General features: G+C 68.3%; 17 protein-coding genes. 9 read left to right on the top strand and 8 right to left on the bottom strand.

Annotation, left to right across the window (positions count from 1 at the left end; translation table 11 throughout):
- Positions 1-117: 117 nt before the first annotated feature.
- On the bottom strand, positions 118-783 hold the full coding sequence (locus E0H73_RS44385; RefSeq protein ID WP_131367182.1) for a TetR/AcrR family transcriptional regulator: 666 nt from the start codon (positions 781-783) through the stop codon (positions 118-120).
- A 381-nt stretch (positions 784-1164) separates the two neighbouring features.
- Between E0H73_RS44385 and E0H73_RS44380 the strand changes: the two genes are divergently transcribed.
- From E0H73_RS44380 to E0H73_RS44370, 3 genes are all read left to right on the top strand, one after another.
- Positions 1165-1959, top strand: a complete 795-nt coding sequence (locus tag E0H73_RS44380; RefSeq protein WP_202867908.1) for an isocitrate lyase/PEP mutase family protein — start codon at positions 1165-1167, stop codon at positions 1957-1959.
- 59 nt (positions 1960-2018) lie between these two features.
- Positions 2019-2666: a nitroreductase family protein gene (locus E0H73_RS44375; protein WP_131367178.1), complete on the top strand. Its 648-nt coding sequence runs from the start codon at positions 2019-2021 to the stop codon at positions 2664-2666.
- 163 nt (positions 2667-2829) lie between these two features.
- Positions 2830-3963 carry a lactonase family protein gene (locus E0H73_RS44370; protein WP_238164674.1) on the top strand — a complete coding sequence of 378 codons (1134 nt, stop codon included), beginning with the start codon at positions 2830-2832 and terminating at the stop codon, positions 3961-3963.
- 75 nt (positions 3964-4038) lie between these two features.
- Here E0H73_RS44370 and E0H73_RS44365 read toward each other — a convergent pair whose 3' ends face one another.
- Complete coding sequence (locus E0H73_RS44365) at positions 4039-5511, bottom strand: MGH1-like glycoside hydrolase domain-containing protein (RefSeq protein WP_131367174.1); 1473 nt, start codon at positions 5509-5511, stop codon at positions 4039-4041.
- 105 nt (positions 5512-5616) lie between these two features.
- Between E0H73_RS44365 and E0H73_RS46875 the strand changes: the two genes are divergently transcribed.
- Positions 5617-6021: a DUF6458 family protein gene (locus E0H73_RS46875; protein ID WP_202867907.1), complete on the top strand. Its 405-nt coding sequence runs from the start codon at positions 5617-5619 to the stop codon at positions 6019-6021.
- Positions 6022-6065: 44 nt separating this feature from the next.
- Here E0H73_RS46875 and E0H73_RS44355 read toward each other — a convergent pair whose 3' ends face one another.
- From E0H73_RS44355 to E0H73_RS44345, 3 genes are all read right to left on the bottom strand, one after another.
- Positions 6066-7001, bottom strand: coding sequence for a GNAT family N-acetyltransferase (locus E0H73_RS44355; protein ID WP_131367172.1), 936 nt, complete (start codon positions 6999-7001; stop codon positions 6066-6068).
- Positions 6991-7344, bottom strand: coding sequence for a TraR/DksA family transcriptional regulator (locus tag E0H73_RS44350; protein ID WP_131367170.1), 354 nt, complete (start codon positions 7342-7344; stop codon positions 6991-6993). Before E0H73_RS44350 ends, E0H73_RS44355 begins: the two co-directional genes overlap by 11 nt.
- A 62-nt stretch (positions 7345-7406) precedes the next feature.
- The gene (locus tag E0H73_RS44345; protein WP_131367168.1) at positions 7407-8450 is read right to left on the bottom strand and encodes a sigma-70 family RNA polymerase sigma factor; all 1044 of its coding nucleotides are present in this window, start codon (positions 8448-8450) and stop codon (positions 7407-7409) included.
- A gap of 94 nt (positions 8451-8544) precedes the next feature.
- Here E0H73_RS44345 and E0H73_RS44340 point away from each other — a divergent pair, with 94 nt between their 5' ends.
- Complete coding sequence (locus E0H73_RS44340) at positions 8545-8985, top strand: GNAT family N-acetyltransferase (protein ID WP_131367167.1); 441 nt, start codon at positions 8545-8547, stop codon at positions 8983-8985.
- Positions 8986-9072: 87 nt separating this feature from the next.
- Complete coding sequence (locus E0H73_RS44335; protein WP_131367165.1) at positions 9073-10011, top strand: aldo/keto reductase; 939 nt, start codon at positions 9073-9075, stop codon at positions 10009-10011.
- A gap of 36 nt (positions 10012-10047) precedes the next feature.
- Here the strand turns inward: E0H73_RS44335 and E0H73_RS44330 are convergent, their stop codons facing one another.
- Together E0H73_RS44330 and E0H73_RS44325 are read right to left on the bottom strand one after the other, a co-directional pair.
- On the bottom strand, positions 10048-10428 hold the full coding sequence (locus tag E0H73_RS44330) for a MerR family transcriptional regulator (RefSeq protein WP_131367163.1): 381 nt from the start codon (positions 10426-10428) through the stop codon (positions 10048-10050).
- Between the two features lie 146 nt (positions 10429-10574).
- Entirely contained in the window at positions 10575-11606 is a 1032-nt protein-coding gene (locus E0H73_RS44325; RefSeq protein WP_202867906.1) for a methyltransferase, read from the bottom strand.
- A 178-nt stretch (positions 11607-11784) separates the two neighbouring features.
- Here E0H73_RS44325 and recC point away from each other — a divergent pair, with 178 nt between their 5' ends.
- From recC to recD, 3 genes are read left to right on the top strand one after another with little or no spacing between them, the layout of a single operon-like run.
- Positions 11785-15099, top strand: coding sequence for an exodeoxyribonuclease V subunit gamma (gene recC, locus E0H73_RS44320; protein ID WP_131367161.1), 3315 nt, complete (start codon positions 11785-11787; stop codon positions 15097-15099).
- Positions 15096-18395, top strand: coding sequence for a UvrD-helicase domain-containing protein (locus tag E0H73_RS44315; RefSeq protein WP_238164673.1), 3300 nt, complete (start codon positions 15096-15098; stop codon positions 18393-18395). Before recC ends, E0H73_RS44315 begins: the two co-directional genes overlap by 4 nt.
- Complete coding sequence (recD, locus tag E0H73_RS44310; protein ID WP_131367159.1) at positions 18392-20158, top strand: exodeoxyribonuclease V subunit alpha; 1767 nt, start codon at positions 18392-18394, stop codon at positions 20156-20158. The genes E0H73_RS44315 and recD overlap by 4 nt, the downstream gene beginning before the upstream one ends.
- Before the next feature lie 86 nt (positions 20159-20244).
- Here the strand turns inward: recD and E0H73_RS44305 are convergent, their stop codons facing one another.
- The gene (locus E0H73_RS44305) at positions 20245-24468 is read right to left on the bottom strand and encodes an nSTAND1 domain-containing NTPase (RefSeq protein ID WP_337590352.1); all 4224 of its coding nucleotides are present in this window, start codon (positions 24466-24468) and stop codon (positions 20245-20247) included.
- Positions 24469-24505: the final 37 nt, after the last annotated feature.

The raw sequence follows: 24505 nt of genomic DNA, 5'->3' as shown, positions 1-24505 counted from the left end.
GAGCAGGCAGCCCCTACTCGGCAACCCACGAATCTGTGCGAGTGAGGCCCCGGCCCGCAACCACCCAGCAACCCCGAGCGGTCACTTCATACCGTCTAGGCGCGGATCTTACGGTGTTCATTGAAAGGGGCCTGTAGCTTGGGGCGCGTCCGTTTCGTGGGAGGTCGTGAAGGTCTGCAGGTAGTCGATGGCTGCAGACAACGCGTCTTTCAGCGGGGTGACATCCCGGGCGATCTGAGCGAGGAGCATGCCGCCCTGGTACGCGGAGAGAAGCAGATTGGTGAGCCGCGCGGGATCCGCGTCCGCGTTGAGGCGGCCGAGTCGCTGCATCTGCAGAAGTCCGTCACGGAAGATGTCTCTCCACTGATCGAACGCTCCAGCGAGTTCCTCGTGAACGTCGAGGTCCGTCTTGATGATCTCGCTCGCGAGTGAGCCGAGGCTGCATCCTTCGTGGTAGGCGCGCTCATAGGCGGTGTAGTAGTCCGCCCACTCCCGAAACCCGTCGAGGCTGTCGAAGCCGGTGAATCGCTCACTGCGGTGGAACGCGAGGACACGCTCGGCCTGCCACGCGATGACCGCCAGGACGAGACTCTCCTTGGTCGGGAAGTAGTGGTTGAGCTGCGATCCGCTGACGCCGGCGGCGCGTCGAAGCTGCTCGTTGTTCGTGGCGTGGACACCCTTGGCGTAGATGAGATCCGCCGCGTGTTCCAGGATGCGGGCGCGCGTCGCCTGCCCCCTGCCGGTGAGTTTGGGCGGCACTCGAGCTCCCGTAGTGGCTTCCATGCTTCACACGATACCGCAAACTGGGCTTGACAGCCCAGTATCGGTCAGTGTTAACTGCCGTAAGTGGGCTAGCCAGCCCAGAATGTCCCCGCTGCACGGGATCGGCCCCTGCGGCAGTAAGAACCGGCTTGGGCTCGACGCGAACCAGTCACACACCCCTACCGGAGGCCGATTCGCTGTGTCACGAATGAACTCCCCAACTTCATAGACAACGTCAGCCAGACCGACATCGACATCCCCGTCGTCACCTCCGCCGGTCTGCACGGCTGATCGGCCGACCGCTGTCGACGCCGTACTCACGGTCCGGTGAGCCCCTCACCGACCGCAACGATCACTCATGAAAGATGCGATATGCCGGGCTCCGACCTTTATGAGAAATTCATGGCGTTGCACACCCGCGACAGTGGCCTCGTCATGCCGAACGCCTGGGACGGCCTCTCGGCGTTGATGCTGGCCGATGCCGGTTTCGAGGCGATCGCGACCTCGTCGGTGGCGCTCGCCGCCACGCTCGGCAGGGCCGACGGACGCCACGAAATCACCCGCGACGAGCATCTCGAGCACGCGGGACTACTCGGCCGGCTTACCGAGCTGCCCATCAACGGCGACTTCGAAGACGGTTACGGCGACACGCCCGAAGACGTCGCAGCGACCGTCGAAGCCGCCGTCGAGTACGGCTTGGCCGGCATCGGCATCGAGGACACCTCCGGCAATCCCCGCCAACCGATCCGGGACTTCGACGAAGCAGTCAATCGCGTACGTAGCGCCGTCGACGCGGCCAAGCGGCGGATCGTCGTCACCGGGCGCACTGACAACTTCATCCAGGGCCGACCCGATCTCGACGACACCATCCGGCGCCTGACGGCCTTCGCCGAGGTCGGCGCGGATGTGCTCTTCGCCCCGTACCCACCTGACCTCGACGCCCTCAACGCGATCGTCACCGCGGTCGCGCCGACACCGGTCAATGTCCTCGTGTCACCGTCGGACAAGGTGCTGACCGTCGCTGAGCTACAGAAGGCCGGGGTCAAACGGATCAGCTTGGGTCCGTGGCTCTACGTCCACGCGATGGGGGCACTCGAGGAAGCCACCAAGGCTCTCGTCGCGGGCGACCTGGCGTCGGCCGCGACCGGCATCAGCTTCGACCGCGTCGGCGAACTACTTGCCCGCAGCAAGAACTAGACCAAACCCCACCAACCACCGCTCCTCACATATTCACTGCAAGAAGAAAGTAGATTGACATGGATCTCGACAAGCTCATGGGCAAGCACCTCACCAGGTATTTCGACCCCAGCAAGACGATCCCGGAGGAAACTCTTCAGCAGCTGCTGAAGTTCCTGCGCTCGACGCCCTCGTCGACCAACATTCAGCCGAACCACTTCTATGTCCTCGCGACGGACGAAGGCAAGAAGCAGCTGGCGGACAACCTGGGCGAACGATTCCAGGACAACGCCGAGAAGATTCTGAACTCCTCGCACACCATCATCCTCACCACTCGGGCAGATCTGCCCGAGAGCCACATCGATGCGGTATTCAACAAGGAGCGGGCCGACGGCCGGTTCCCCGACCCGGCAAAGCAGGAACTGTGGGAATCAATGACCCGCGACTTCCTCAACCTGCGCAACTACGGCTACAAGGACCTGAATCACTGGATGGAGAAGCAGACCTACATGGCGGTGGGTCTGACCATGATGGCGGCCGCTGAGCTCGGCGTCGAAGCCACGCCACTTGAGGGCTTCGACCCGGCCAGTGTCGACAAGGCGTTCAAGATCCGTGAAACCGGACATGCCACGACAGTGCTGCTGGCGCTCGGCTACCCCGACCCCAAGAAGCAGTACAGCAACCCGATCTCGCGATTCGACGCGGACGAACTGTTCACCTTCGTCTGAACACCCCGCGGCATCGAGAACCGAACCCTCGATGCCCTGGGGCCGTCACGGCTGGTTACAGGTAGCTGAAATCTCAATAAACCGCCGGTGTGCAGGTAAGAGCAGATCGTTGCCGCGACACCGGGACTTGGATCAACACCATTGAGGTTCCATGAGGAGAACCATGAAACGTACTGTCTCCGCTGTGGCTGTCTGCGGTCTTGCACTGACGATCGGACTCGTCGCGACGCCGGCGACCGCCATCGCCCCACCTGGTTCGGCACAGCAAGGCATGGTTTTTGTGCAGACCGATGATCCCGCGGGCAACCAGGTCGTGGCCTACCGCCGAGCAGCCGACAGCTCCCTGCACCAGGCCGGCACGTACCCAACGGGTGGTCGCGGCGGATCCCTTGACGGCGCGGCGGTCGACCGCCTTGCCTCGCAAGGATCGCTCACCTACGACAAGGCACATCGCACCCTGTACGTCGTCAACGCGGGGAGCAACACCGTGACGGTGTTCGGTGTCGTCGGCGACCGGCTGATTCGCCGGCAGATCATCAACTCCGGGGGAACGTTCCCCGTCAGCGTCGCCGTCCACGGCGCCGAGGTGTATGTCCTGAATGCCCGCGCAGGTGGCGCAGTGCAGGGCTATGTCAGCATTCTCGGCCACCTGGTGCCGCTGCACAGCGAACATCGCGCCCTCGGCCTGCCTGTCACGACCGGCGCGCAGGAGTTCACGCACACTCCGGGCCAGGTTGTCGTGACTCCGGACGGGTCCTCGGTGATCGTGACGACCAAGGCAGCCGGCAACAGTCTGCTCGTGTTCGGCAGCTTCGTCCCAGCGCAACTCGCCAAGGCTCCCGTGGTTGTCGACGACGCCGGCAACGTTCCGTTCGCGGCGGTCTTCGACCGCTTCGGTCATCTGGCCGTCGCCGAGGCCGGCACGAATACCGTCGCGACCTACGCGGTCGAGCGCGGTCATCGCCTGCGCCTTCTGAATCGGACCCCAACCGGGCAAATGGCGACATGCTGGATCGCCGGCGCCGGCGGCAACTACTACCTGTCCAACGCGGGCAGCAACTCGCTGTCCGGATATCGCGCGGAGCATGACGGCTCGCCTGTTGCCCTCGGCAACACCGCAACAGGTCAAGGCACCGTCGACGCCGCCGTCACCCCGGACAACCGCTACATCTACGTCCAGACGGGGAAGGTCGGAGCTGTGGACGCGTTCCGGATCGAGTCTGATGGATCCCTGACCAAGACCAGCAGCACTGTCGTCCCCAACGCAGCCGGCGCGGAGGGCATCGCCGCCAGCTGAGCAACTGGCCATGTCGACGAGCGGGTGGGCGCCCTCGGACGGGGCGCCCACCCGGATCACAAATGGCTGTGCCGGCTAACTGCGCTGGATCGGTGACTCGGCCAGGGTGATGTCGATCGTGTGGTCTCCGTGCAGGGAGGCGGGTACGCCGAACTCCCCGCACGGGCTGCCGTCGAGCTCGAACGAGCGGATGACATTGCCCGTACCGCAGAGCGTCACCTTCAGGCTGGCGTCGCGGTACCGCAAGCCGCTCAGCGTGACATCACTCCAGCCGGGCGGGAGGCTCGGCGTGAAAGTGAGGCCGCAGTCGTCGAACGCCATCCCGAACAGCCCGGTGTGGATCATGTCGATGAACGCCGTTGCCGACCAGGTCTGGTCGGGCTCCGAGTCCCAGCGACGTTTCAGTACGCCGGTTGCACCCTGGTAGCCGCCCTCGACGGCACCGGTGTTCCCGTCGTAGATCTCCCAGAAACCGCCGCTGTCCCTGACCAACTCCGCGAGCAGCCTGGTCTCCGTCGCGAACCCCTCCAGGTCGCCGTGCTTGGCCAGGCCCTTCGCCCAGAGTCCTTGGACGAGCGGCCAGACGATCGCGTTGTGCCGTCCGGGCTCCGCGCTGGAGTATCTGTCCCAGTGCGGATAGGTGTCGGGCATTCCCCAGATCATCCGATGCGCATGCGAGATCAGGGCACTGGCTTGTGCGCCGTCGGCGATCCCGAAGAGCAGGGCGAACGCCAGCCCCGCGCCTTCCTGGTAGGCGCCCTGCGTTCCGTCGGCCATGAGCTCGTAGTTGTAGCTTCCGGTCCGCGGGTTCCAGAAGTGTTGGTTGATGGAGTGCTTGATCGCCGCCGCCTTGGCGCGGTGGCCGTCAGCCGGCCGGCCGAGCGTGTCCGCCATCTCGGCCGCGCGCGTGTAGGCCGCGTAGTACAGCGCGTTGGTGCTCAGGTACATGGCCGAGACGACGTCCGGGTACGACGTACTCTCGCTCCCCCGCGACTCGATCCCGTCCGCCATCGGCGCCGGGAAGCCGGAGATGCCGTCGTTGAAGAACGACGGACCGGTGAACAGGCCGTAGCGCGCGTCGGGGCCGAAGACCGCGGCTTGCTCGCGGAGGTCGAGGGTGTTCGTGACGACGTCGTACGCACTCTGCAGGAAGTCCCGGTCGCCGGTCACCAGATAGTGGTGCCAGGCGCCGACGGTCCACACCACCTGATCCCACTGCTGGCTGTCCTGCTGCACCCTGAGTTTGCCCGCGGCATCCTTCTCGACCACCGCCCACAGCGTGTTCGCGGCGAGCGCCGGCGCCAGCAGACTCGTCGCGTTCCAGCTGTTGATCGTCGCGTCCCGGGTCCACGGCTGCTCGTAGCCGCCACCGGCCCGGACCATGCCGACCGCTTGATCCATCAGCCCGCTCCTGGCGTGGATGTCGCCGAACGGAACGGTGTTGGTCCCCAGCAGGTTCTCGAGCGCCGCCTCGTAGATCGCCCCGTACAGCGCCTGGCTGTCCGGATCTTCGAACCGCAGCGTCGGACGGGACTCTGTCGTGGTCATCCGCCCATTCCATCAGACCGGCCCGTCCAAGGCAGTCTGTCGCTGGTCCGACGATTGACAGCGGGTACTGGGTGCTCGTGAGAGCCCGGTCAAGGGAGGCGCATGATGAGTATTGGGTTCGGGATCTTTTTGATGGCCACGGGCGCCATTCTCGCCTTCGGTCTGCGCGACCGCAGTGACGCGATCAACCTGCCCACCGTCGGAGTGATCCTGATGCTGGCCGGGGGCGCCGGCATCTGGCTGTCGTACATGATCACCAGCAAGCGCCGCCGCGTCGCGACGCAGGCCCTGGACCAGTCGGTCGAGGAGAAGTACCGCACGGTCCGGTCGGCGGGACGCATCCGGGCGTACATCACCCGAAGGCCCGAGCCCGCTCAGGCGAGGACGGACACGCCCACTACCCGCAGGATCGACCTCGACCCGGCCGCCAGCGGCCTCCCCACCACGCCCGTCGAGACCCAGTTGCCCTCGCTCGAGGAGGAACGATCGCCTGAAGGCCTCGCTGGCTGAGGCTGCCGTTCGTCAGGCTCGTATTGCCTCCGGCAGTACCCGGTCTACCTCCGCGGGCGCTCGAGATGACCTCGCTCGATCCCGTACAGGTGCATTGCGAGACCGCGATAGTGCTGCACGCCGGGCGCACGGGTCATCCCGATCCGCTCGAACGTCGCGGCTCCTCGCCTGTTTGCGGGGTGAACGAGACCATGGATCGCGGCCGTCTCGCTCAGTTGGAACGCGGACTGGATCACAGCGTGTCCGGCCTCGGCAGCCAGGCCTCGCCCAACCGCTTGCGTCGCCAGCGCGCCCGATATGAGGTGGCGGCGGGTCCCGGACCATGTCGTCTCGAGCAGGGCGACTCCTCCGACCAGAGCGCCTGAATCGACCAGCTCTACCGCCCAGCGGCCCTCGGGGCGCCGAAGCTGGTCCGCCTGCGCAATCCACCTCTGGAGGAGGCGCCTCATGGACGGCTTGTCCTCGACCTGTCCGATGGTGGGTCGCATCCAGCGATCCACCACCTCGGCAGCGAAGATGGAGAACGCGCTGTCGGTGTCGCTCAGCATCCACGGACGCAGCCGGAGCCGATGGGTGACGATCTGTTCGACCTCGACGTCGAAGACCGCGCCGAGAGACTCGCGGGTGATCCCCGGAAGGCCGCACGTCCACGGCGCCGGCCCTGGACGGACAGGCGTGGAGGCCCTGAGGTCGTCGTACTCGGGGTGGTCGCGAAGGAAGCCGCTGACGAAGTTGCAGGACGGTGTGACGGTACCGCCCGCGCTGCGAATGGCGTCGAGCGCCGCGGCCACCAGGGCACCCGCAACACCCCTGCCGCGCCGTGCGGGCAGCACGAACGTGTGTCGGAGGTCGAAGTGCCTACCTGCCCGAGCGTAGGCCAGGATCCCTATCGTTTCACCGCATCCGATCGCTTCGAACTGGGAAGAGATCGAGTTGATGAGCACGTGTATCGAGCCACTGGTCGCGTTGTCAGTAGTCATGGTGCTGGTGGCGCTCCGCTTCGTCGACGGTCAGCTCGGCGGCCGGATCGATCTCCAGGCGCTCGTCCGGGATGAGCAGACCGCTCTCGATCGACATCTGGTAGGTGCCATCCGCCAGCCGCTTCTCAGCTCGCGACAGGGCGTCGAGTCGTCCCTGCAGGCTCTTCTGGACCGCACTGTCGACCTCCTCGTGCTCCAGCGGCTGCGCGCCATCGGTGTCGCCGTCCCCCGCATCTTGTTCGGCGGCGTTGTCATCCAGGCGTGCGCCCGCAGCCGTCCTCAGCAACTCGGTGACCCGCTCGCGCTCTGCCGCGATCAGTTCTTTGGCCCGTTCGAGGTCCATCACGCTCTCCTGTGTCTTGTCCGTGCCGGACGGGTCCGTTCGATGCTCAACGCGTGTCCTCGTCACCGGCCGGCGAGATAGCCGTTCACACGCGCGCGCACCTGGCGACGCGCCCGAGCGAGGTCTCGTTGGAGCCGAGCGGGTTCACGGTCGAGCAGCCCACCGGCCGTCTGGAGCGAATGGCCTTCGATGTCGACCAGATACAGTGCGTCGCCCAGATTCTGGGGCAGTTCGTCAAGGGCGGCGTCGACGACGGAGTACAGCTCGGACGTCTCCACTTCCGCGTCCGGCCCCAGCAGCCTGGTGACCGATGGCCACGCACTCGGCGGGCTCGTCCACCCGCCCTGGTCGGGTCCGTCGCTGTAGAGGTCCGGGAACAGGAGTTCCGCCTGGTCGGCATCGGGGTCGAGCGCATCGAGATCGGCCAGCTCCCGGAGGGAGCCATATGCACCCGGATCAGGGGGCAGGTCCGACTCCGCGAGATCGGCTGCGTTGTGCGAGTGATGCCTCACCAGGCTGTCCGCCCACGCGCCGGCGGTGACATCCTCCTGCCTGTGCTGGTCGTCGATGCGCTGCAACAGATACCCGACGAGTTCTTCACGCCCGGGGACCTCTGCGGGTGTCGCGCTGAGAAAGTGATCCCAGGTCTCTTGCACCAGGTCGTCTGCGTGCTCGGGGTCTGCCGCGCGCGCCAGCGCCGCGAGGACCCGCTGGCTCTGGTCGACCGTCTGCGACTCGGTCATGCGCGTGCCTGCCCGGCCGTCCGCTGCCGTATCTGCCGATCCGATCTCTCGTGTCCCGAGTCGGGCGCCGAGCACGGCAGCGGTCGCGGCCAGCTGGCCAACGTGTGCTGCGCAGGCGACGCAATCTTGGACGTGTTGCGCTACATCGAGCACGTCCTGGCGTGGCAGATAGCCGTCCAGGGCGAGGCTTCCATGGCGCGCAACGTCTCTGCAGTCAGCCACCTCGTCGTAGGCGTCGGGACTCGATGACCGATCCCGACGCCGCCTCCCTTCGGATGCGGATTCGTCGTCGAAAGGTTGGTGGCCGTGGAGAGGGCCCTTCTTTCCGATCCCCTGCCGATCACGCTCACCGCTGCGCGTCACCCTCCGCCACTTCGACCCAGATCCGACGCCTGCCGTCGACTCAAACGGTAGGAAGCACGCAACCTTGGTAGGTGACGACGAGAGGAGCGCACACATGAGTGGCAACGCACCGCCGCCGGGGCAGAGCGGCCCGCCGGAAGACCAGACAGCCGCGGCGATGCCCGCGGCGGCCAGTGTGCCTGATCGCCAGAGCCTCGACGCGAACCGGGTCCTGCCGGTGAGCGACCTTGGCGTGACGGATCGCAGCGGCGGGATCGAAGTGGTGCATCGCGAGTTGGACCGATTCTACGAGTTGCTCGACAGAGGCATGTCAGTCGCACTCCTCGTTTACGAGCAGGGTCCGGACAGGACAGCCATCACGCACGCCATGGTGCGCGAGGACCAGCGAGGGCGCGGCTACGGCACCACACTGATCGCCACCGCTCTTCCTCATCTTGCAGCCTCGGGCGGCCCTGTCGTGAACTACTGCAACAGCGTCGCACGCTTCCTGGAAAAGCATCCGGACTTCAAGACCTTCGTCGGCTCCGACGGCTGAGAACTACGACGTACCGACCGAACTCTGCGGTCCCGTCGTGAAATCGCGGGTTGACCTGGAGCGCGCTCCAGGAACCAGGGTGGTGCCATGAACACACCCACGATGGCCCTCGGGGCGATGTACTTCGGCACGACGGTCGACGAACGGACTGCCTTCTCGATCCTCGACCGGTACGCCGAACTGGGCGGAGCCTTCATCGACACCTCTGACAACTACAGCTTCTGGACCTCCGACACCGGCTTCGGCGGCCAGAGCGAGGCGCTGCTGGGCCGCTGGCTGGCGTCCAACCCTGGGGTCCGCGTCCGCCTCAGTACCAAGGTCGGCGCCCAGCCCACGCGGGTCGGCGGGTTCCCCGACGACCTCGAAGGGCTGCGCGAGGACGTCGTACGCGCGGCCATGGCACAGAGCTTGGAGCGGCTGGGCGTGGATGGAGTGGACCTGTACTGGGCGCACGTCGAAGACCCGACCGTTCCGGTGGAGGACCTGGTCGAGACGTTCGGCGGCCTGGTCCGTGACGGCCTGACCGCTCGCTGGGGCGTGTCGAACCACCCGTCCTGGCTGGTCGAGCGGATCCGGGCCACCGCCGAACGCGCCGGCCATCCGCAACCAGCCGCCTACCAGGAGCGCTACTCCTACCTTCAGCCCGCCGGCGGCATGGCCGTGGAGGGCCAGCCGATCCCGCTGGGAATGCTGTCACCGGACGGCCTCGACTTCCTGCGACGCAACCCGTCGTTCGACGGCTGGGTCTACACCGCCACCCTCCAGGGCCGCTACGACCGCAACGACCGCAAACTCGAGACCGAGTACCGACACCCCGGCACCGAACGACGGCTGGCGGCACTGACCCGCGTCGCTGCTGCGCGCGGACTCCGACCGGGCCAGGTGGTGCTCGCGTGGCTGGCCTCCGGGAGCCCGGCACTGACCCCGATCGTCGGAGCCAGCAGCGTCGAACAGATCGAGCAGGCCGTGGTAGGTGCGTCCACCATCCTCACCGAGGATGAACTGGCGACGCTGGACGGCGCATAGCCGACGACGCTCGAGCAGCCCCGATGCCCGAGTGGGTCAGGACGTCGCATCCCGCGTACGGCGGAGTTCCCTTCGGTACCAGTCCGTCTTCTCCTCAACTCGCGCGAGGATCCCGTCGAGCTCGGCCATCCGCGTCCGGATCGAGGCGGCGTGCTCCTCGAGCAAAGCGACTCGCTCCGGCATCGTGGTGTCGTCACGGCTCAACTCGCCGTACCGACGCAACTGCTCGATCGACATACCTGTGTCCCGCAGGCAGCGCAGGAATCCAAGCATCCAAAGATCGCCGTCGCTGTACACGCGCCGGCCACCGGCGCTGCGCTCGATACGCGGCAGAATGCCTTCGCGCTCGTAATAGCGCAGCGTATCGATGCTGAACCCGGACTGTGCGGCCGCCTCGGCCGGCGAGTACGTCGTCATCACCAAGAACCTAACACCCGCCCTGGAGCCGGCTCCAGATCCCACCGGACCTGCGCGTGTGCAGCCGCGCGGCGTCTCCCCGGGCGGAGCCGCACCGTGGGGACGTGACTACCTCCTGGCCCTGCCCGGACGTCCGGCCGATGCCGTCACGGTTTGTGGGCGATGACCGCGCCGTTCGCGCCGGGAGCCTCGAAGGTCACGGTCTGGACGTCGACGAACCCCGTGGCGTGGAGCCATTGCTCGTACTCAGCCGCGGTGTAGTTGCGGCCGACCGCTTCGACCAGCATGTTCAGGCTCATCAGGGCGGCGGCGGGTGGGCCGGTCTTCTCGTCGTTGACCAGGAGCTCGCTGATCACGATCCGGCCGCCGGACGGCAACGCCTCAAAGCACTTCCGTAAGATCGCCAGATCCTGCTCCGGCGTCCAGTCGTGCATGATCATCGACAGCAGTACGACGTCATGGCCCGCCGGGAGCTCGGGATCGGCGAGGAAGTCACCCGCCGCGACCGCGATCCGATCCGCGAACCCTGCCGCCACAAGCTTCTTCGACGCGATCTCGCAAACCGGCGGCAGATCGAACACCGTCGCCCGCAGATTCGGATAGCGCCGGCACAACTCGATGTCGAAAGCCCCGGACCCACCGCCGATGTCGAGGAGAGCGGTGGAGGCGGACAGGTCGACGTACGCGCCGAGTTCGCGCGCGGTGAGCGTCGACAGCGAGTGCATCGCCTCCCAGAACACGGCCAACAGCTCGGGGTCCTCGCCGGCGAACAAATGCTCCTGCTCGTCGGGATTCCAGCTCGTCGGCCGATTGGTCCGCACCGCCTCAGTCAGCCTCCCCCACGCCGGGTACAGCCTGCGGTCGAGCATCTGCACCCAACCCCCGAAGTCGTACGCCTTGCCAGGAACGAGAAACTCCTCAGCCAGCGCACTGTTCACATAGCGCCCGTCCCGGCGCTCCAGCAACCCGACCGACGCACACGCGGTCACCAGCAACTCAACCGGCCGCGGCTCGACGCCCAGCAGCCCGGCAAGCTCGTCGACGGTGCGACCATCGGTACCGGACAGACGGGCGAACAGGTCCAGCTCGTGGGCCGTCGCGAGCGCCTTGAACGACCAGAAGCCGATCGACAGCTGCATCAACGGCAAGGGCGAGACCTGATCACGGGTGTCGTGCATGAACTCTCCTGAGAACGTCGTTCGAAGCTCGGATTTCGTCCGAGCCGCCTCTGTCGATCCTTCGCCGACGCACGTCCCCGCCCCAGGTCACCGACCGGACATTCGGCGGACACTTCCGGATTCGTCCGGCGGAAGCGTCGATCCACGGAGCGTCGGTCGCGCGTGGGATGCTGCGTCGGTGACCCTGTACCTGCATCGTGCGGAGCGCACGGACGTACTCGCGCGCGGACTGGGTGACCTGCTCGCCGAGCCCCCGGCGGACCCGTTCGCAGAGGAGCTCGTCGTCGTGCCGGCCCGAGGTGTGGAGCGTTGGCTGTCGCAGCGGCTCTCGCACCGGCTGGGGGCCGCGCCCGCGGGTGGCGACGGTGTGTGCGCCGGGATCCGGTTCAGCTCGCCGCGGTCGGTGGTCTCCGCGGTGCTGGGGCTCGGCGACGACGACCCGTGGGCGGCTGAGGCGATGGCCTGGCCGCTGCTCGCCGTACTGGATGAGTCCCTTGACGAGGTCTGGTGCGAGCCGGTGGCCCGGCATCTCGGCCATTTCGACACCGGGACCGAGGCCGAGCTGCGCCACGGCCGGCGGTATGCGGTCGCGGCACGGCTGGCACGGCTCTTCGCGGCGTACGCCGTTCAGCGGCCGACGCTGCTCGCGGACTGGACCGAGGGCCGCGACACCGACGGCCGCGGAGCAGCGGTCGACGACGACCTGGCGTGGCAGCCCGAGCTTTGGCGACGACTGTCCGACCGGATCGATGCGCCACCACCGAACGCGCGCCACACTGCGACGCTCACCGAGCTCCGCGATCGGCCCACGTCGTTCGACCTTCCGGAGCGCCTGTCGCTGTTCGGGCACACCCGGCTCCCGATCACGGAGGTCGAGCTGCTGTCCGCGCTGGCGGAGCATCGCGACGTACACCTGTGGCTGCCGCATCCCAGCGGCGCGCTGTGGGAGCGCCTGAAGGCCGCCGGCACCACGGCAGGTGATCGATCGCTCGACAAGAGCCATCAGGAGGCTGATCACCCACTGCTGGCCATGCTTGGACGAGACAGTCGCGAGCTGCAGCTGACGCTTGCGACGGCGGCGGCCGTCGACGACCACTCCGCGCCCCCTGCGGCACCTGACACTCTGCTCGGTTGGCTGCAACAGGACCTGCGCGACAACACCGTCTCCCCCGCCGGCCGGCGCATGGCGGCGGACGATCGGAGCGTCCAGGTGCACGCCTGTCACGGCGCTGCCCGGCAGGTCGACGTACTGCGCGACGTACTGCTCGGGATGCTCCAGGCCGATCCGACGCTCGAGCCGCGCGACATTCTCGTCATGTGCCCCGACATCGAGACCTACGCCCCGCTGATCACCGCCCGGTTCGGGCTTGGTGACCTCGGTGGAAACAGTCATCCCGCCCATCGGCTGCGGGTGCAGCTGGCAGACCGGTCGTTGACCCAGACGAATCCACTGCTCGGGATCGCGTCCCAGTTGCTCGACCTCGCCGGGAGCAGGGCCACCGCCAGCCAGGTGCTCGACCTCGCCCAGGCCGAGCCGGTCCGCCGCCGGTTCAGGTTCACCGATGACGACCTGGACACCATCACCGCGTGGGTCCGCGAGTCGGGCATCCGGTGGGCGTTCGACCGCACCGACCGCCGGCAGTTCGGCCTGGCCGAGTACCCGCAGAACACCTGGCGTTTCGGTGTCGACCGGGTGGTCAGCGGTGTGACGATGTCCGCCGACGCGCACGCCTGGATCGACACCGCGCTGCCGCTGGACGACGTCGGCAGTGCCCGGATCGATCTGGCCGGCCGATTCGCGGAGTACGTCGACCGCCTGCAGCTGATCGCGAGTCGTCTGGACGGCGCGCGGCCGCTCGCCGAATGGCTCGACACACTCCACGCCGGCATCGAGCAGCTGACCCGGGTCGGTCCCGACGACACCTGGCAGACCGGCCAGGTCCAGCGCGAGTTCGCCGGCGTCGAGGCCGATGCCGGCAGCCTCGCCGGTACGGCGCTGAGGCTGCCCGACGTCCGGGCGTTGTTGTCCGCCCATCTGACCGGGCGCCCGACCCGCGCCAGCTTCCGGACCGGCACGTTGACCGTCTGCACGATGGTGCCGATGCGCTCGGTCCCGCACCGCGTGGTCTGCTTGCTGGGGCTCGACGACGGCGTGTTCCCGCGCTTCGGTCTCGCGGACGGCGACGACGTACTGGCCAGGTGCCCGGTCACCGGCGAACGCGACGTCCGCAGCGAGGACCGCCAGCTCATGCTCGACGCGATCCTGGCCGCGACCGAGTCGCTGGTGATCACCTACACCGGAGCGAACGAGTACTCCGGTCAGCCGCGGCCACCCGCCGTACCGCTGGGCGAATTCCTCGATGCTCTCGACGGCTGCACCGAGTCGGAGGTCCGGGACGCGGTCCTGATCAGACATCCACTGCAGCCCTTCGACGGCAAGAACCTCGAGCCGGGCCGACTCGGTCGGCCGGGTCCGTTCACCTTCGACCCGGCCGCCCTGCTCGCGGGGCGGGCGGCGGCGGGATCCCGGCCACCGCGGCCGGAGTTCCTGGCCGGTCCGCTGTCTGTGCCCGCGGCCGACGACGTGGGGCTGGCCGAGCTGCTGGCCTTCTTCCGTGACCCGGTGAAAGGTTTCTTCCGGGCGCTCGACCTGACCTTGCCCTGGGAGGTCGACGGGGTGTCGGACGCGATGCCGGTCGAGATCGACAACCTGGAGAAGTGGTCGGTCGGCGACCGGATGCTCCGCGACATGCTGGCCGGCATCCATCCCGACGCCGCGCTCAACGCCGAATGGCGACGAGGAACGCTGCCGCCCGGCAGACTGGGCTGGCGCACCGCAACGGAGATCCGTGATGCCGCCCGCGGGCTCGCGGTCGGCGCCCATCCCCATCGGCAGGGCAGTCCGCGCGCGTTCGACGTGGATGTTGACCTCGGCAACGGTCGGCGCCTCACCGGCACCGTGCCCGGCCTGTACGGGTACCGGCTGGTGCCGGTCAGCTACTCGCGCCTCGATGCCAAACAACTGCTGAGCGCGTGGGTGCAACTCCTCGCGCTGTCCGCCGACGACGAGGACCACAACTGGACCAGTCTCGTCATCGGCCGGGCCGCGCGGGGCCACGCACCCGCGGTCCGGCTGTTCGGTCCGGTCGGCGCGGAGGCCGGTGCGCTCCTCGCCGATCTGGTCGCGATCTACGACGCCGGCCGCCGGGAACCGTTGCCGCTGCCCCTCAAGACGTCGTACGCCTGGTACCAGGCGCGCCGGACCCACGACGATCCGACGATCGCCGCCGGCCGTCGGTGGCGTCCGTCGAACTACGACGGCGAGAACGCCGATCCTGCTCATGTCCGCGTCTGGGGGCCCAACACGTTGCTGAACGTGCTTCTGCAACCGACCCGCCCAGGTGAAGAGCAACCAGGCGAGTCGACCCGGCTCGGGGCCTACGCCGCCCGGCTCTGGGGACCGATGCTGCGCTTCGAGCAGGCGGCGCCGTGATCGAGTCGTTCGACCTGCTCGGTCCACTGCCCACCGGCACCACCGTGCTGGAGGCGAGCGCAGGTACGGGGAAGACCTATGCGCTCGCCGGATTGGTCACCCGGTACGTCGCGGAGGGCGCCGCCCGGCTCGACGAGATGCTGCTGATCACCTTCGGTCGCGCAGCGAGCCAGGAACTCCGCGACCGGGTGCGCGCCCAACTGCTGCGGGCCGAACAGGCCACGGCGACGCCCGACCTGTGGACCGACGACACCGGCCTGCTCGGCCACCTCGTGCGCGGCACTGCGGACGAAGTCGCGGAGCGCCGAAGCCGCCTCCGCGACGCGCTCGCCAACTTCGACGCCGCCACCATCGCGACGACCCACCAGTTCTGCCAACTCGTACTGCGCTCACTCGGCGTCGCCGGTGACACCGACGCCGGCGTCACGCTCGTCGACGACCTCGGACCGCTCGTCACCGAGGTCGTCGACGACCTGTACCTCGCGCGCTTCGGCAGCTCGGCGCAGCCACCGCCGATCACCCGAGCCACCGCACTCGAGATCGCCACCAAGGTCGTCGGCAACCCGCACACGCGGCTGGTGCCCGCGACACCGGCCGATGGCTCACCCGAGAGCGTCCGCGTCGGCTTCGCGCGAGCCGTCCTGACCGAGATGGAGCACCGCAAACGCCGCCTCGGCATCCTCGGGTACGACGACCTGCTGACGCGGCTCGCCGACGCGCTGAAGGACCCCGTCGCACCCGCGCGTCAGCGGATGCAACGCCGCTGGTCGGTGGTCATGGTCGACGAGTTCCAGGACACCGATCCGGTGCAGTGGAAGGTGGTCGACACCGCGTTCAACGGGCACAGCACGCTGGTGCTGATCGGTGATCCGAAACAGGCCATCTACGCCTTCCGTGGCGGTGACATCGCGACGTACCTGACGGCCGCGGGCACCGCTGGTGAACGCCGTACCCTCGACACGAACTGGCGCAGCGACCAGCCGCTCGTCGACTGCCTCCAGGTCGTGCTCGGCGACGCGCGCCTCGGCCACGACGACATCGTCGTCCACAAGGTCGCCGCGCGTCATCAGGGCAGCCGGCTCGCCGGGGCACCGTCCGAGGCGCCGTTCCGGCTGCGGGTCGCCCGGCGGGAGCAGTTCGGCTCGGCCGGCCGCAAGAGCATCCCGATGGACGACCTCCGCGACCACATCGCCCGCGACCTCGCCGCGGACATCGGTCAGCTGCTCGCGGCCCGAGCGACGTACGACGATCGCCCCCTGCGCGCGGGTGACATCGCCGTGATCGTCGAGGCACACAAGGACGCCCGGGCCTGCCGCGAGGCGCTCGCCGCCGCCGGGATCCCCGCGGTCTACTCGGGCGACCTCGACATCTTCGCCTCGCAGGCCGCGAAGGACTGGCTGTGTCTCCTCGAGGCATTCGAACAACCGCACCGCTCCGGTCTGGTACGCGCTGCGGCGACCACCATGTTCTTCGGGGAGACCGCGGAGAGCCTGCACGCCGGCGGTGACGAGCTGACAGACCGGATCGGGCACACGCTGCGCGCGTGGGCCGACCACTTGCGGACGCGCGGAGTCGCTGCCGTCTTCGAGGCTGCGCAACTCAGTGGGATGCCGGAGCGGGTGCTGGCCTGGCGGGCCGGCGAGCGAGACATGACCGACCTGGCGCACCTCGCCGAGTTGCTGCACGAGACCGCACATCGCGAGCGGTTCGCGCTGCCCGCACTGCTCGACTGGTTGCGCGCCGAGCGCGCCGGCAGGGGACGGACGACCGAGCGGACCCGGCGGCTCGACAGTGACGCCGCGGCTGTCCAGATCATGACCGTCTGGGTCAGCAAGGGCCTGCAGTACCCCGTCGTCTACCTCCCGTTCGGCTTCAACCGCCATATCTTCGACGACGAGGAACTCCTGCTGTTCCACGAGAACGGCGTACGAAGTCTCGACATCGGTGGGCGGAACCACAGCGGCTACCAGGCCAACGAGCGGCGTTGGCGGACCGAGGTCGCCGGTGACGACATCCGGCTCACCTACGTCGCGCTGACCCGTGCGCAGTCGCAGGTGGTTGCCTGGTGGGCTCCTTCCTGGGACGAGATCAACGGTGGAATCTCGCGGCTCCTGCGTGGTCGCAAACAGGGCGATCCGGCGGTGCCCGAGAGCTTGCCGCGGGCGGCGTCCGATGACGACGTGCTGGTCTGGCTCCGGCGCTGGCAGCAGGCCGGTGGGCCGGTCGTCGAGGAGTCGGTGATCGGCGAGCAGCTCGAGTCCGTGGGTGCGGAGCTGCCGGCCGGGCTCACGGTCGCGTCATTCTCCCGAGAGGTCGATCTTGCCTGGCGTCGTACCTCGTACTCCGGGCTGATCCGCGCGGCCGAGCCGCAAGTGAGCGGCGTGGCCAGTGAGCACGAGGACGGTGGCCTGGAGGACGAATCGGTCGACTCCCTGCCGGCACCGGGCGCCGTGGCGGGCGAGGCGCTGCAGTCTCCGATGGACGGGCTGCCGGTCGGAGCAACCTTCGGTTCGCTCGTGCACGCTGTGCTCGAGGACGCCGACCCGCAGGCACCTGATCTCCAGGCCGAGCTGGCCCGACGGGTCCGTGAGCAGCTGCGCATGTGGCGGGTCGAGGTGACACCGGACGTCCTGGCGGAGGCCTTGCTGCCCTTGCACACCACCCCACTCGGACCGCTGGCTCCCGGACTGACCCTCGGTGCCCTCGGCCTGAGCGACCGGCTCCGCGAGCTGGAGTTCGAGATCCCGCTGGCCGGAGGCGATCTGGCCGTCGCGGCCGACGTACGCCTGGCCGACCTAGCACCGCTGCTGCGCCGTCACCTCCCGGCATCCGACCCACTCGTCGCGTACGCCGACCGCCTCGAACAACCGCTTCTCGGCCGGCAGAGCCTGCGCGGCTACCTCTCCGGCTCGATCGACGTCGTACTGCGGATCCCGTCCGGCGACAGCCATCGCTTCGTCGTGGTGGACTACAAGACCAACCGACTCGGCGACCCCGAACAGCCGACCACCTCGGCGGACTACGGACGCGACCAGCTCGCCGCTGCGATGCTGCACTCCGACTATCCGCTGCAAGCGTTGCTGTACTCGGTCGTGCTGCACCGGTACCTCCGCTGGCGGCTGCCGGCGTACGACTCCGACCTCCATCTCGGTGGGGTCATCTACCTGTACCTACGAGGAATGTGCGGCCCGGACACTCCGCTCCAGGACGACCACCCAGCCGGCGTTTTCAGTTGGCCAGTGCCGCCCGCTCTGGTGGTCGAGCTGTCAGACCTCCTCGACGGGAGGACCCGGTGACCACGACCGCCGACGAATTCGACGCCTCACTGGCGCTCACCGCTGCCGGGAGGCTGCGCGACTTCAACCAGGCCGGAGTGCTGGTCGCGGCCGACGTCCATGTCGCCACTCGGCTGACGTCAATGCTGGGCGAGGGCGACGAGTCGGTCGCGCTCGCGTGCGCGTTGCTCGTCCGGGCAGTGCGGGCGGGCTCCGTCTGCCTCGACCTCACCGAGGTCCGCGAAGAGGTCGGTCCGGACGGCACCGACCTGGACTGGCCCGACCCCGGCGAGTGGCTGGCGGCCGTCGCGGCCAGCCCACTGCTCGCCGCACCGCAGCCGCTTCGGCTCGAAGGCAGTCGCCTCTACTTCGACCGGTACTGGCGAGAGGAAGAACAGGTCGAGCAGGATCTCCGCCGCCGATCCGCCCAGCCGGCTCCGGTGATCGCCGACGAAGACGCACTGCAGGCAGGACTCAGCCGGCTCTTCCCCGGTACGTCGTACGACGAGCAGCGGATCGCAGCGCAGACAGCGGCCAGGCAATGGACGACCGTGCTCACCGGCGGTCCTGGCACCGGCAAGACCACCACAGTGGCGGCGCTGCTGGCGTTGCTCGCCGAGCAGGCGGAGAAGGCCGGCCAACGCCGTCCGTGGATCGCGCTGACTGCGCCGACCGGCAAGGCCGCAGCTCGGTTGGAGGAAGCTGTCCGCGACGAGATGCGCCATCGCCTCTCGGACGCGGACATTGCCCGACTGGGCAACTTCCACGCCCGTACCCTGCACATGCTGCTCGGTCGGCACCCGGACTCGTCGACCCGGTTCCGTCACAACCGCGGCAATCGGCTGCCGCACGACATCGTCGTCGTCGACGAGACCTCGATGGTCTCGCTGACGATGATGGCGCGCCTGCTGGAGGCAGTACGGCCCGACGCCCGGCTGGTGCTCGTAGGTGACCCCGACCAACTGGCTTCCATCGAAGCCGGTGCGGTCCTGGCGGACCTGGTCGAAGGACTGGTGGCCGGCGGACACGCGAAGGCAGCCGAGCTGCGCACGTCCCACCGGTTCGGCAGCGAGATCGGCGAACTGGCGCTCGCGGTCCGTGAGAACCGACCGGACGACGTACTCGCCGTGCTCCGCCGTGGTGGCGATCGGGTGACGTTCATCGAGGACGAGGACCCGCGAGAAGCACTGCGATCCGCGCTGCTCCCCGACGCACTCGCGATCCGGGAAGCTGCCGAAGCCGGCAACGCCGACGCCGCCCTGGCCGCACTCCAACGGCACCGCCTGCTCTGCGCCCACCGCGACGGCCCGTGGGGCGTCACCTACTGGAACCGGACCGTCGAGCGCTGGATCACCGAGGAGACCGAAGACCCACTCTGGGACACCTGGTACGTCGGCCGGCCGATCCTGGTCACCGCCAACGACTACGGACTCGGCATCTACAACGGCGAACTGGGCGTCACCGTGCGCCGATCGGACGGCTCCCTGCGCGTCTACATCGACAGCACGCGCGGCCGGCTCGACTTCGCCCCCGGCCGCCTCGGCAACGTCGAGACCCTGCACGCGATGACGATCCACAAAGCCCAAGGCAGCCAGGCCGCCGAGGTGACCGTGCTGCTGCCCGGCGAAGACTCCCGACTGCTCACCCGCGAACTCTTCTACACCGCCGTCACCCGCTCCCAGGACCAGGTCCGCATCGTCGGAGCCGAGGCCGCAGTTCGCCTCGCCCTCGACCACCGAGCGCTCCGAGCCACCGGCCTACGCCAACGCCTCGCACACCACTGAGCAGCCGACGAGGTTGCCGTTGGCATCGGTCTGGTGCAGCCTGTCGTTCTGCCGTCGGACGGCAACCGGGTCGCGCGGCAGGCAGTTCAGGGGCAGGTCTTCTCGTAGGGGCGGTTGCCGAAGGCCTGGTTCCACTCGTCGGCGGTCAGGTTGCGGCCGGCCATCGCACAGGCGGCAGCGATCGTGTGTTCGATCCGCGTGTCCCACTGATAGATCACCCCGTCGTACGCCGCGATCCGTACGACGTCGTCGTTGACGAAACTCGGGACCGCGCCGACCGGGCTGCCCCCGCTTGCGACGCTCACCTTTCCGAGAAGTTCGAGGGAGTGCGCGTCCCACAGACTCACTGTGCCGTCCTCCGCACCGGACACCAACGTCGATCCGTCCGGCGAGAAGCGGACGAACACGCCTTCGTCGCTGGTCCCTTGGGTCGGTGCGCGTCGCAATGAACCCGTGGCCACGTCGATGGTGAACACCTCGCTGCTGGCACCGGCCAGAGCGATCATGCTGCCGTCGGGTGAGTAGCTCGCGTAGTTGAGGCCAAGATCCGCATCGCCCTGCGCGAGCACCTGGCCCGTCTCGACCCGGAGGATCTGCCAATGCACGGTGGCGTAGCTGGGCGAGTCGTCGAAGAACACCGAGGTGCGGCCGTCGGGGGCGGGCGCGGTACAACAGGCTGCGCGCCGGGCGAAATCGACGGTCTCGTGCTCCAGACCCTCGTCGAACGCCCGGTACCCCTTCGCGTTGCCTGCCAACAGCGTTCTGCCGTTGTCGACATAGGCGATCGAGCTGATGTCCAAGCCTTTCGCCTGCTTGAGCAGTCTGCCGCTACCGGCGTCGACGACTGAGATCGTGTGCGCGTCGTGAACGGCCAGCCGCTTGCCGTTCGGGTGCCAGGCCGCCGGCATCCACGGTCCTCCGTTCAGCGCAAGCCCGAGGCTCGTCGGTCTCGTCGTGCGCCCCGTCGCCGGGTCGCTGAAGCTCACCCAGGAGCCCTTCGCGTCCCGCCACAGGTAGGCGATCGACCGGCCGTCGTCGGAGGGAAGGACGTGTAGGTATCGGCGTGCCGGAGCGGACGGGCCGCGGGAGAGGTACTGCCGCTGTCCGGCGAGGTCGTAGGCGCGCAGGATTCCCTCACTACCACCCGTGTAGAGCGTCCTCCCGTCCGGGCTGAACGCGACTGCCCACGACACCTCGCCGGTCTGGATCCGTTGGATCGGATCTCCGGTAGCTGCGTTCCAGACCACGACCTCGCGGTTGTAGTCGGCTGTGGCGATCCTGGTGTCGTCGGCGGAGAAGGCGAAGCCGCGAGTCCCGTCGGTCTGGCTGTGCAGCACCCTGACCGTATTGCCGTTGCGGGCGTCGACCAATGCCGTCGCAGCGCTGTGCAGGCCCGCCGGTTCGAGCTGCTGTACCGCCAGCAGGGAGCCGCTAGAGGTGACATCGATGCTCAGCGCGCCGGCCAGACCCTGCCGCGGCCACAGTGCCTTGCCGGTGACCACGTCGTACGCCATCAGCGGCGACGAGCAGTAGATCGTCCGGCCGTCAGGACTCAGGGCAACCCTTTGAGCACCGCGCGGAAGGGCGACCCACCGCGGCGGCCGCTGGGTGTCTCGGAGATCCCATACCAATCCGAAGGCGACGTCTCCGGCCACTTCGAGCCCCTTCTGAACTCCGGCAGCCAGATAGCGACCGTCAGCACTGAAGGCCAGGCTGTGGAAGCGCAGGTCACCTGGCTCGGGAAGGGCCAACTGCTGCGGCACCTCGTCCAGGGCGCCCGCACTGAGCAGGCGAAGCGGACGCGTCGGATCAAGCGGCTGCCCGATCCCGTTCGCGGCGTACGCCGCGATCAGCCGGCCGTCCGGGCTGAACCGCGCAGTGGTGTACACCTGCTCGTCGATGACGACTTCGTGTGGGCCGATGCCGACCGCGCCCAAGCTGTAAGAATCGAGCGCCTCCCCCGACGTCGCGTCGTACAGCTGAACGGTGGCCCGGCTGTCGCCGGAGACGATTCGCCGGCCGTCCGGTGACACCTCCAGATTCTCGATCCGGCCGAGCGGAGCGGGAGCGGAACGGACGAGGCCGGGGTGTTTGTTGATTGCGGCAACGAGGTTGGCCCGGGTTTCCGGCGAGTCCTGAAGGCGGACGCCGTGCGTGGCGAGGAGCAGCGAGTAGCTGATGTCGTCGGTGAGTTGAGCGCGAGCGCCCACCTGACGGGCCAGTTCGCTGGTGGCAGCCAGGTCGGCTCGGTCGGCCTGCCGTTCGGCGATCAGGCCGGCGATGAGGGCGCCGACGAGGAGGAAGGCCCCTGTGACCAGCGCGACTCGGAGGCGGCGGTTGATGCTGAGCTGGCGGCGCGCCTGTACCTCGGCGGCGCGCAGCTCGGCTTGCGATGCTCGTGTGCTCGCGGCGAGGAAGTCCTGCTCGGTCGCTGTCAGGGTTGAACTCGTGTGAGCCTGCCAATCCGAGGCCTTGGCCAGGCGGCTGCCGCGATAGAGCTCGCTGTCCGGGCGGCCGAGGTCGTCCCAGGAGTCGGCCGCGACCGCGAGGTGGTGCAGGATCCGCTGGCCCTCCAGGTCGTCGTCGAGCCACTGCCGCAACCGCGGCCAGGCCCGCGCAAGCGACTCGTGAGCGAGTCCGACGACACCGTCGTCGCTGGTGACGAGTCTCGACGCGACCAGTCGATCGACCATCGCGTCGTCCGCGGGACCGGTGACGACGAGGCGGCGCGGCAGGCGGCTGCGGATCGGCTCGCCATCCGGTCCTGGCGTCACCAGTCGCAGCAGGAGGTCACGCAGTACCGTGCGCTGTTCCGCAGCCGTCTGCTCGTAGATCTGCTCGGCCGACTGCGCGACCGCACCGCGGATTCCGCCCGAGGCGTTGTACCCCGCGACGGTCAGTGTGCGGCCTTCGCGGCGTTGCCAGGTCTCGGCCAGTGCGTGGGACATCAGCGGCAGGGCGCCCGGCTCATCCGCGACCTCGTTGACGACCAGGTCCGTCAGGCCGGGCTCGACCGTCAGGGCAGCCATCCGGGCAGGCTGTTCGATCGCTGATCGCAACGCTTCCCGGGTCATACCGGACAGCAGATACAGGCCTTGCTCGACCATCCGGGCGAAGGCCGGGTGCGCGGAGATGTCGGCGATCCGGTCGGCGCGCAACGACACGATGACGATGCCTTCGAGGGAGCTCAGGGAGGCGAGGAACGTCTCGCGCTCGGCGGCGTCATGACACAAGGAGAAGACTTCCTCGCACTGGTCGACGACCAGAACCGGCGGTGGCCCCGTCCCGGGCATCGCGGCCGCCAGTGCGGAGACCGGATGTGCACCCGGCGTCATGATGGCCACTCGCTTGCCATCGGCACGGAACGCGGCGGCCACACCGGCGCGCACCAGGGACGACTTGCCGCAGCCAGATGGTCCGACGACGGCCAGCACTCGGGTGTCGGCCAGCTTGTGCAGGCACGCGGCGATGTCGGCTCCGCGACCGAAGAAGCCGTCCGCGTCCTCCACGTCGTACGACTCGAGGCCCCGGTACGGGCAGACAGCGTCTGGTTCCGGGAGCGCACTTTCGGCAACCAGGGTTGGGTCCTGGCGCAGAATGGCCTGCTCCAGTGCGTCGATGTCGGGACTCGGGTCCAATCCGAGTTCGCGGTCCAGCACCTCGCGCAGCCGGCGGATCGTCCGCAACGCCTCGCCCTGCTGACCTGTCTGGTACTGCGACGTGGCGAGGAGCGCCCATCGTCGTTCCCGCAGTGGCGCTTCGCTGACCAGGGCGCGCGCCTTGGCCAGCACTTTGTCGTGCTGGCCGGATCGCAAGGCTGCTTCGACGTACAGTTCCTCGGCCGCCTGGCGCAGTTCGGTCAAGCGCTCGACCTCGATCCGTGCGACATCCCAGCCGTCCAGGTCGCTGTGTGGCCTGCCGCGCCAGAGCATCAGCGCATCCGCCAGCACCAGCGCGGATCGTTCGGCCTCGTCCACGGCCAGCAGATCCCGGGCGCGGCTCACCGCATGCTCGAACCGCTGGGCATCGATCTCGTCGAGGGAGACCGCCAGCCGGTAGCCGAGCCCTACCGTCTCGATCGCGCCGGACCCGAGCACCTTGCGCAGCCGGACAACGCAGCCCTGGATGATCTTCTGCCAGGACGGCGGCACTTGGTCGCCCCAGATCACGTCGGCCAGCTCTTCCGCGCTGACCGCCTGACCGGGACGCACAGTCAAGCTGGCAAGGACGATCCGATCGCGCCGAGCGAGAACCCTCGCTTCCCCCTGTCCCCCCTCGATCGTGAGCGGGCCGAGAACGGCGATACCCACCCCTCGACTGTCGACCGTGACGAGCCGTCCGTCAACG

It is taken from the genome of Kribbella pittospori, from assembly GCF_004331465.1.
Classification (GTDB): domain Bacteria; phylum Actinomycetota; class Actinomycetes; order Propionibacteriales; family Kribbellaceae; genus Kribbella; species Kribbella pittospori.
This window is presented reverse-complemented; position numbering and strand designations above follow the sequence as displayed.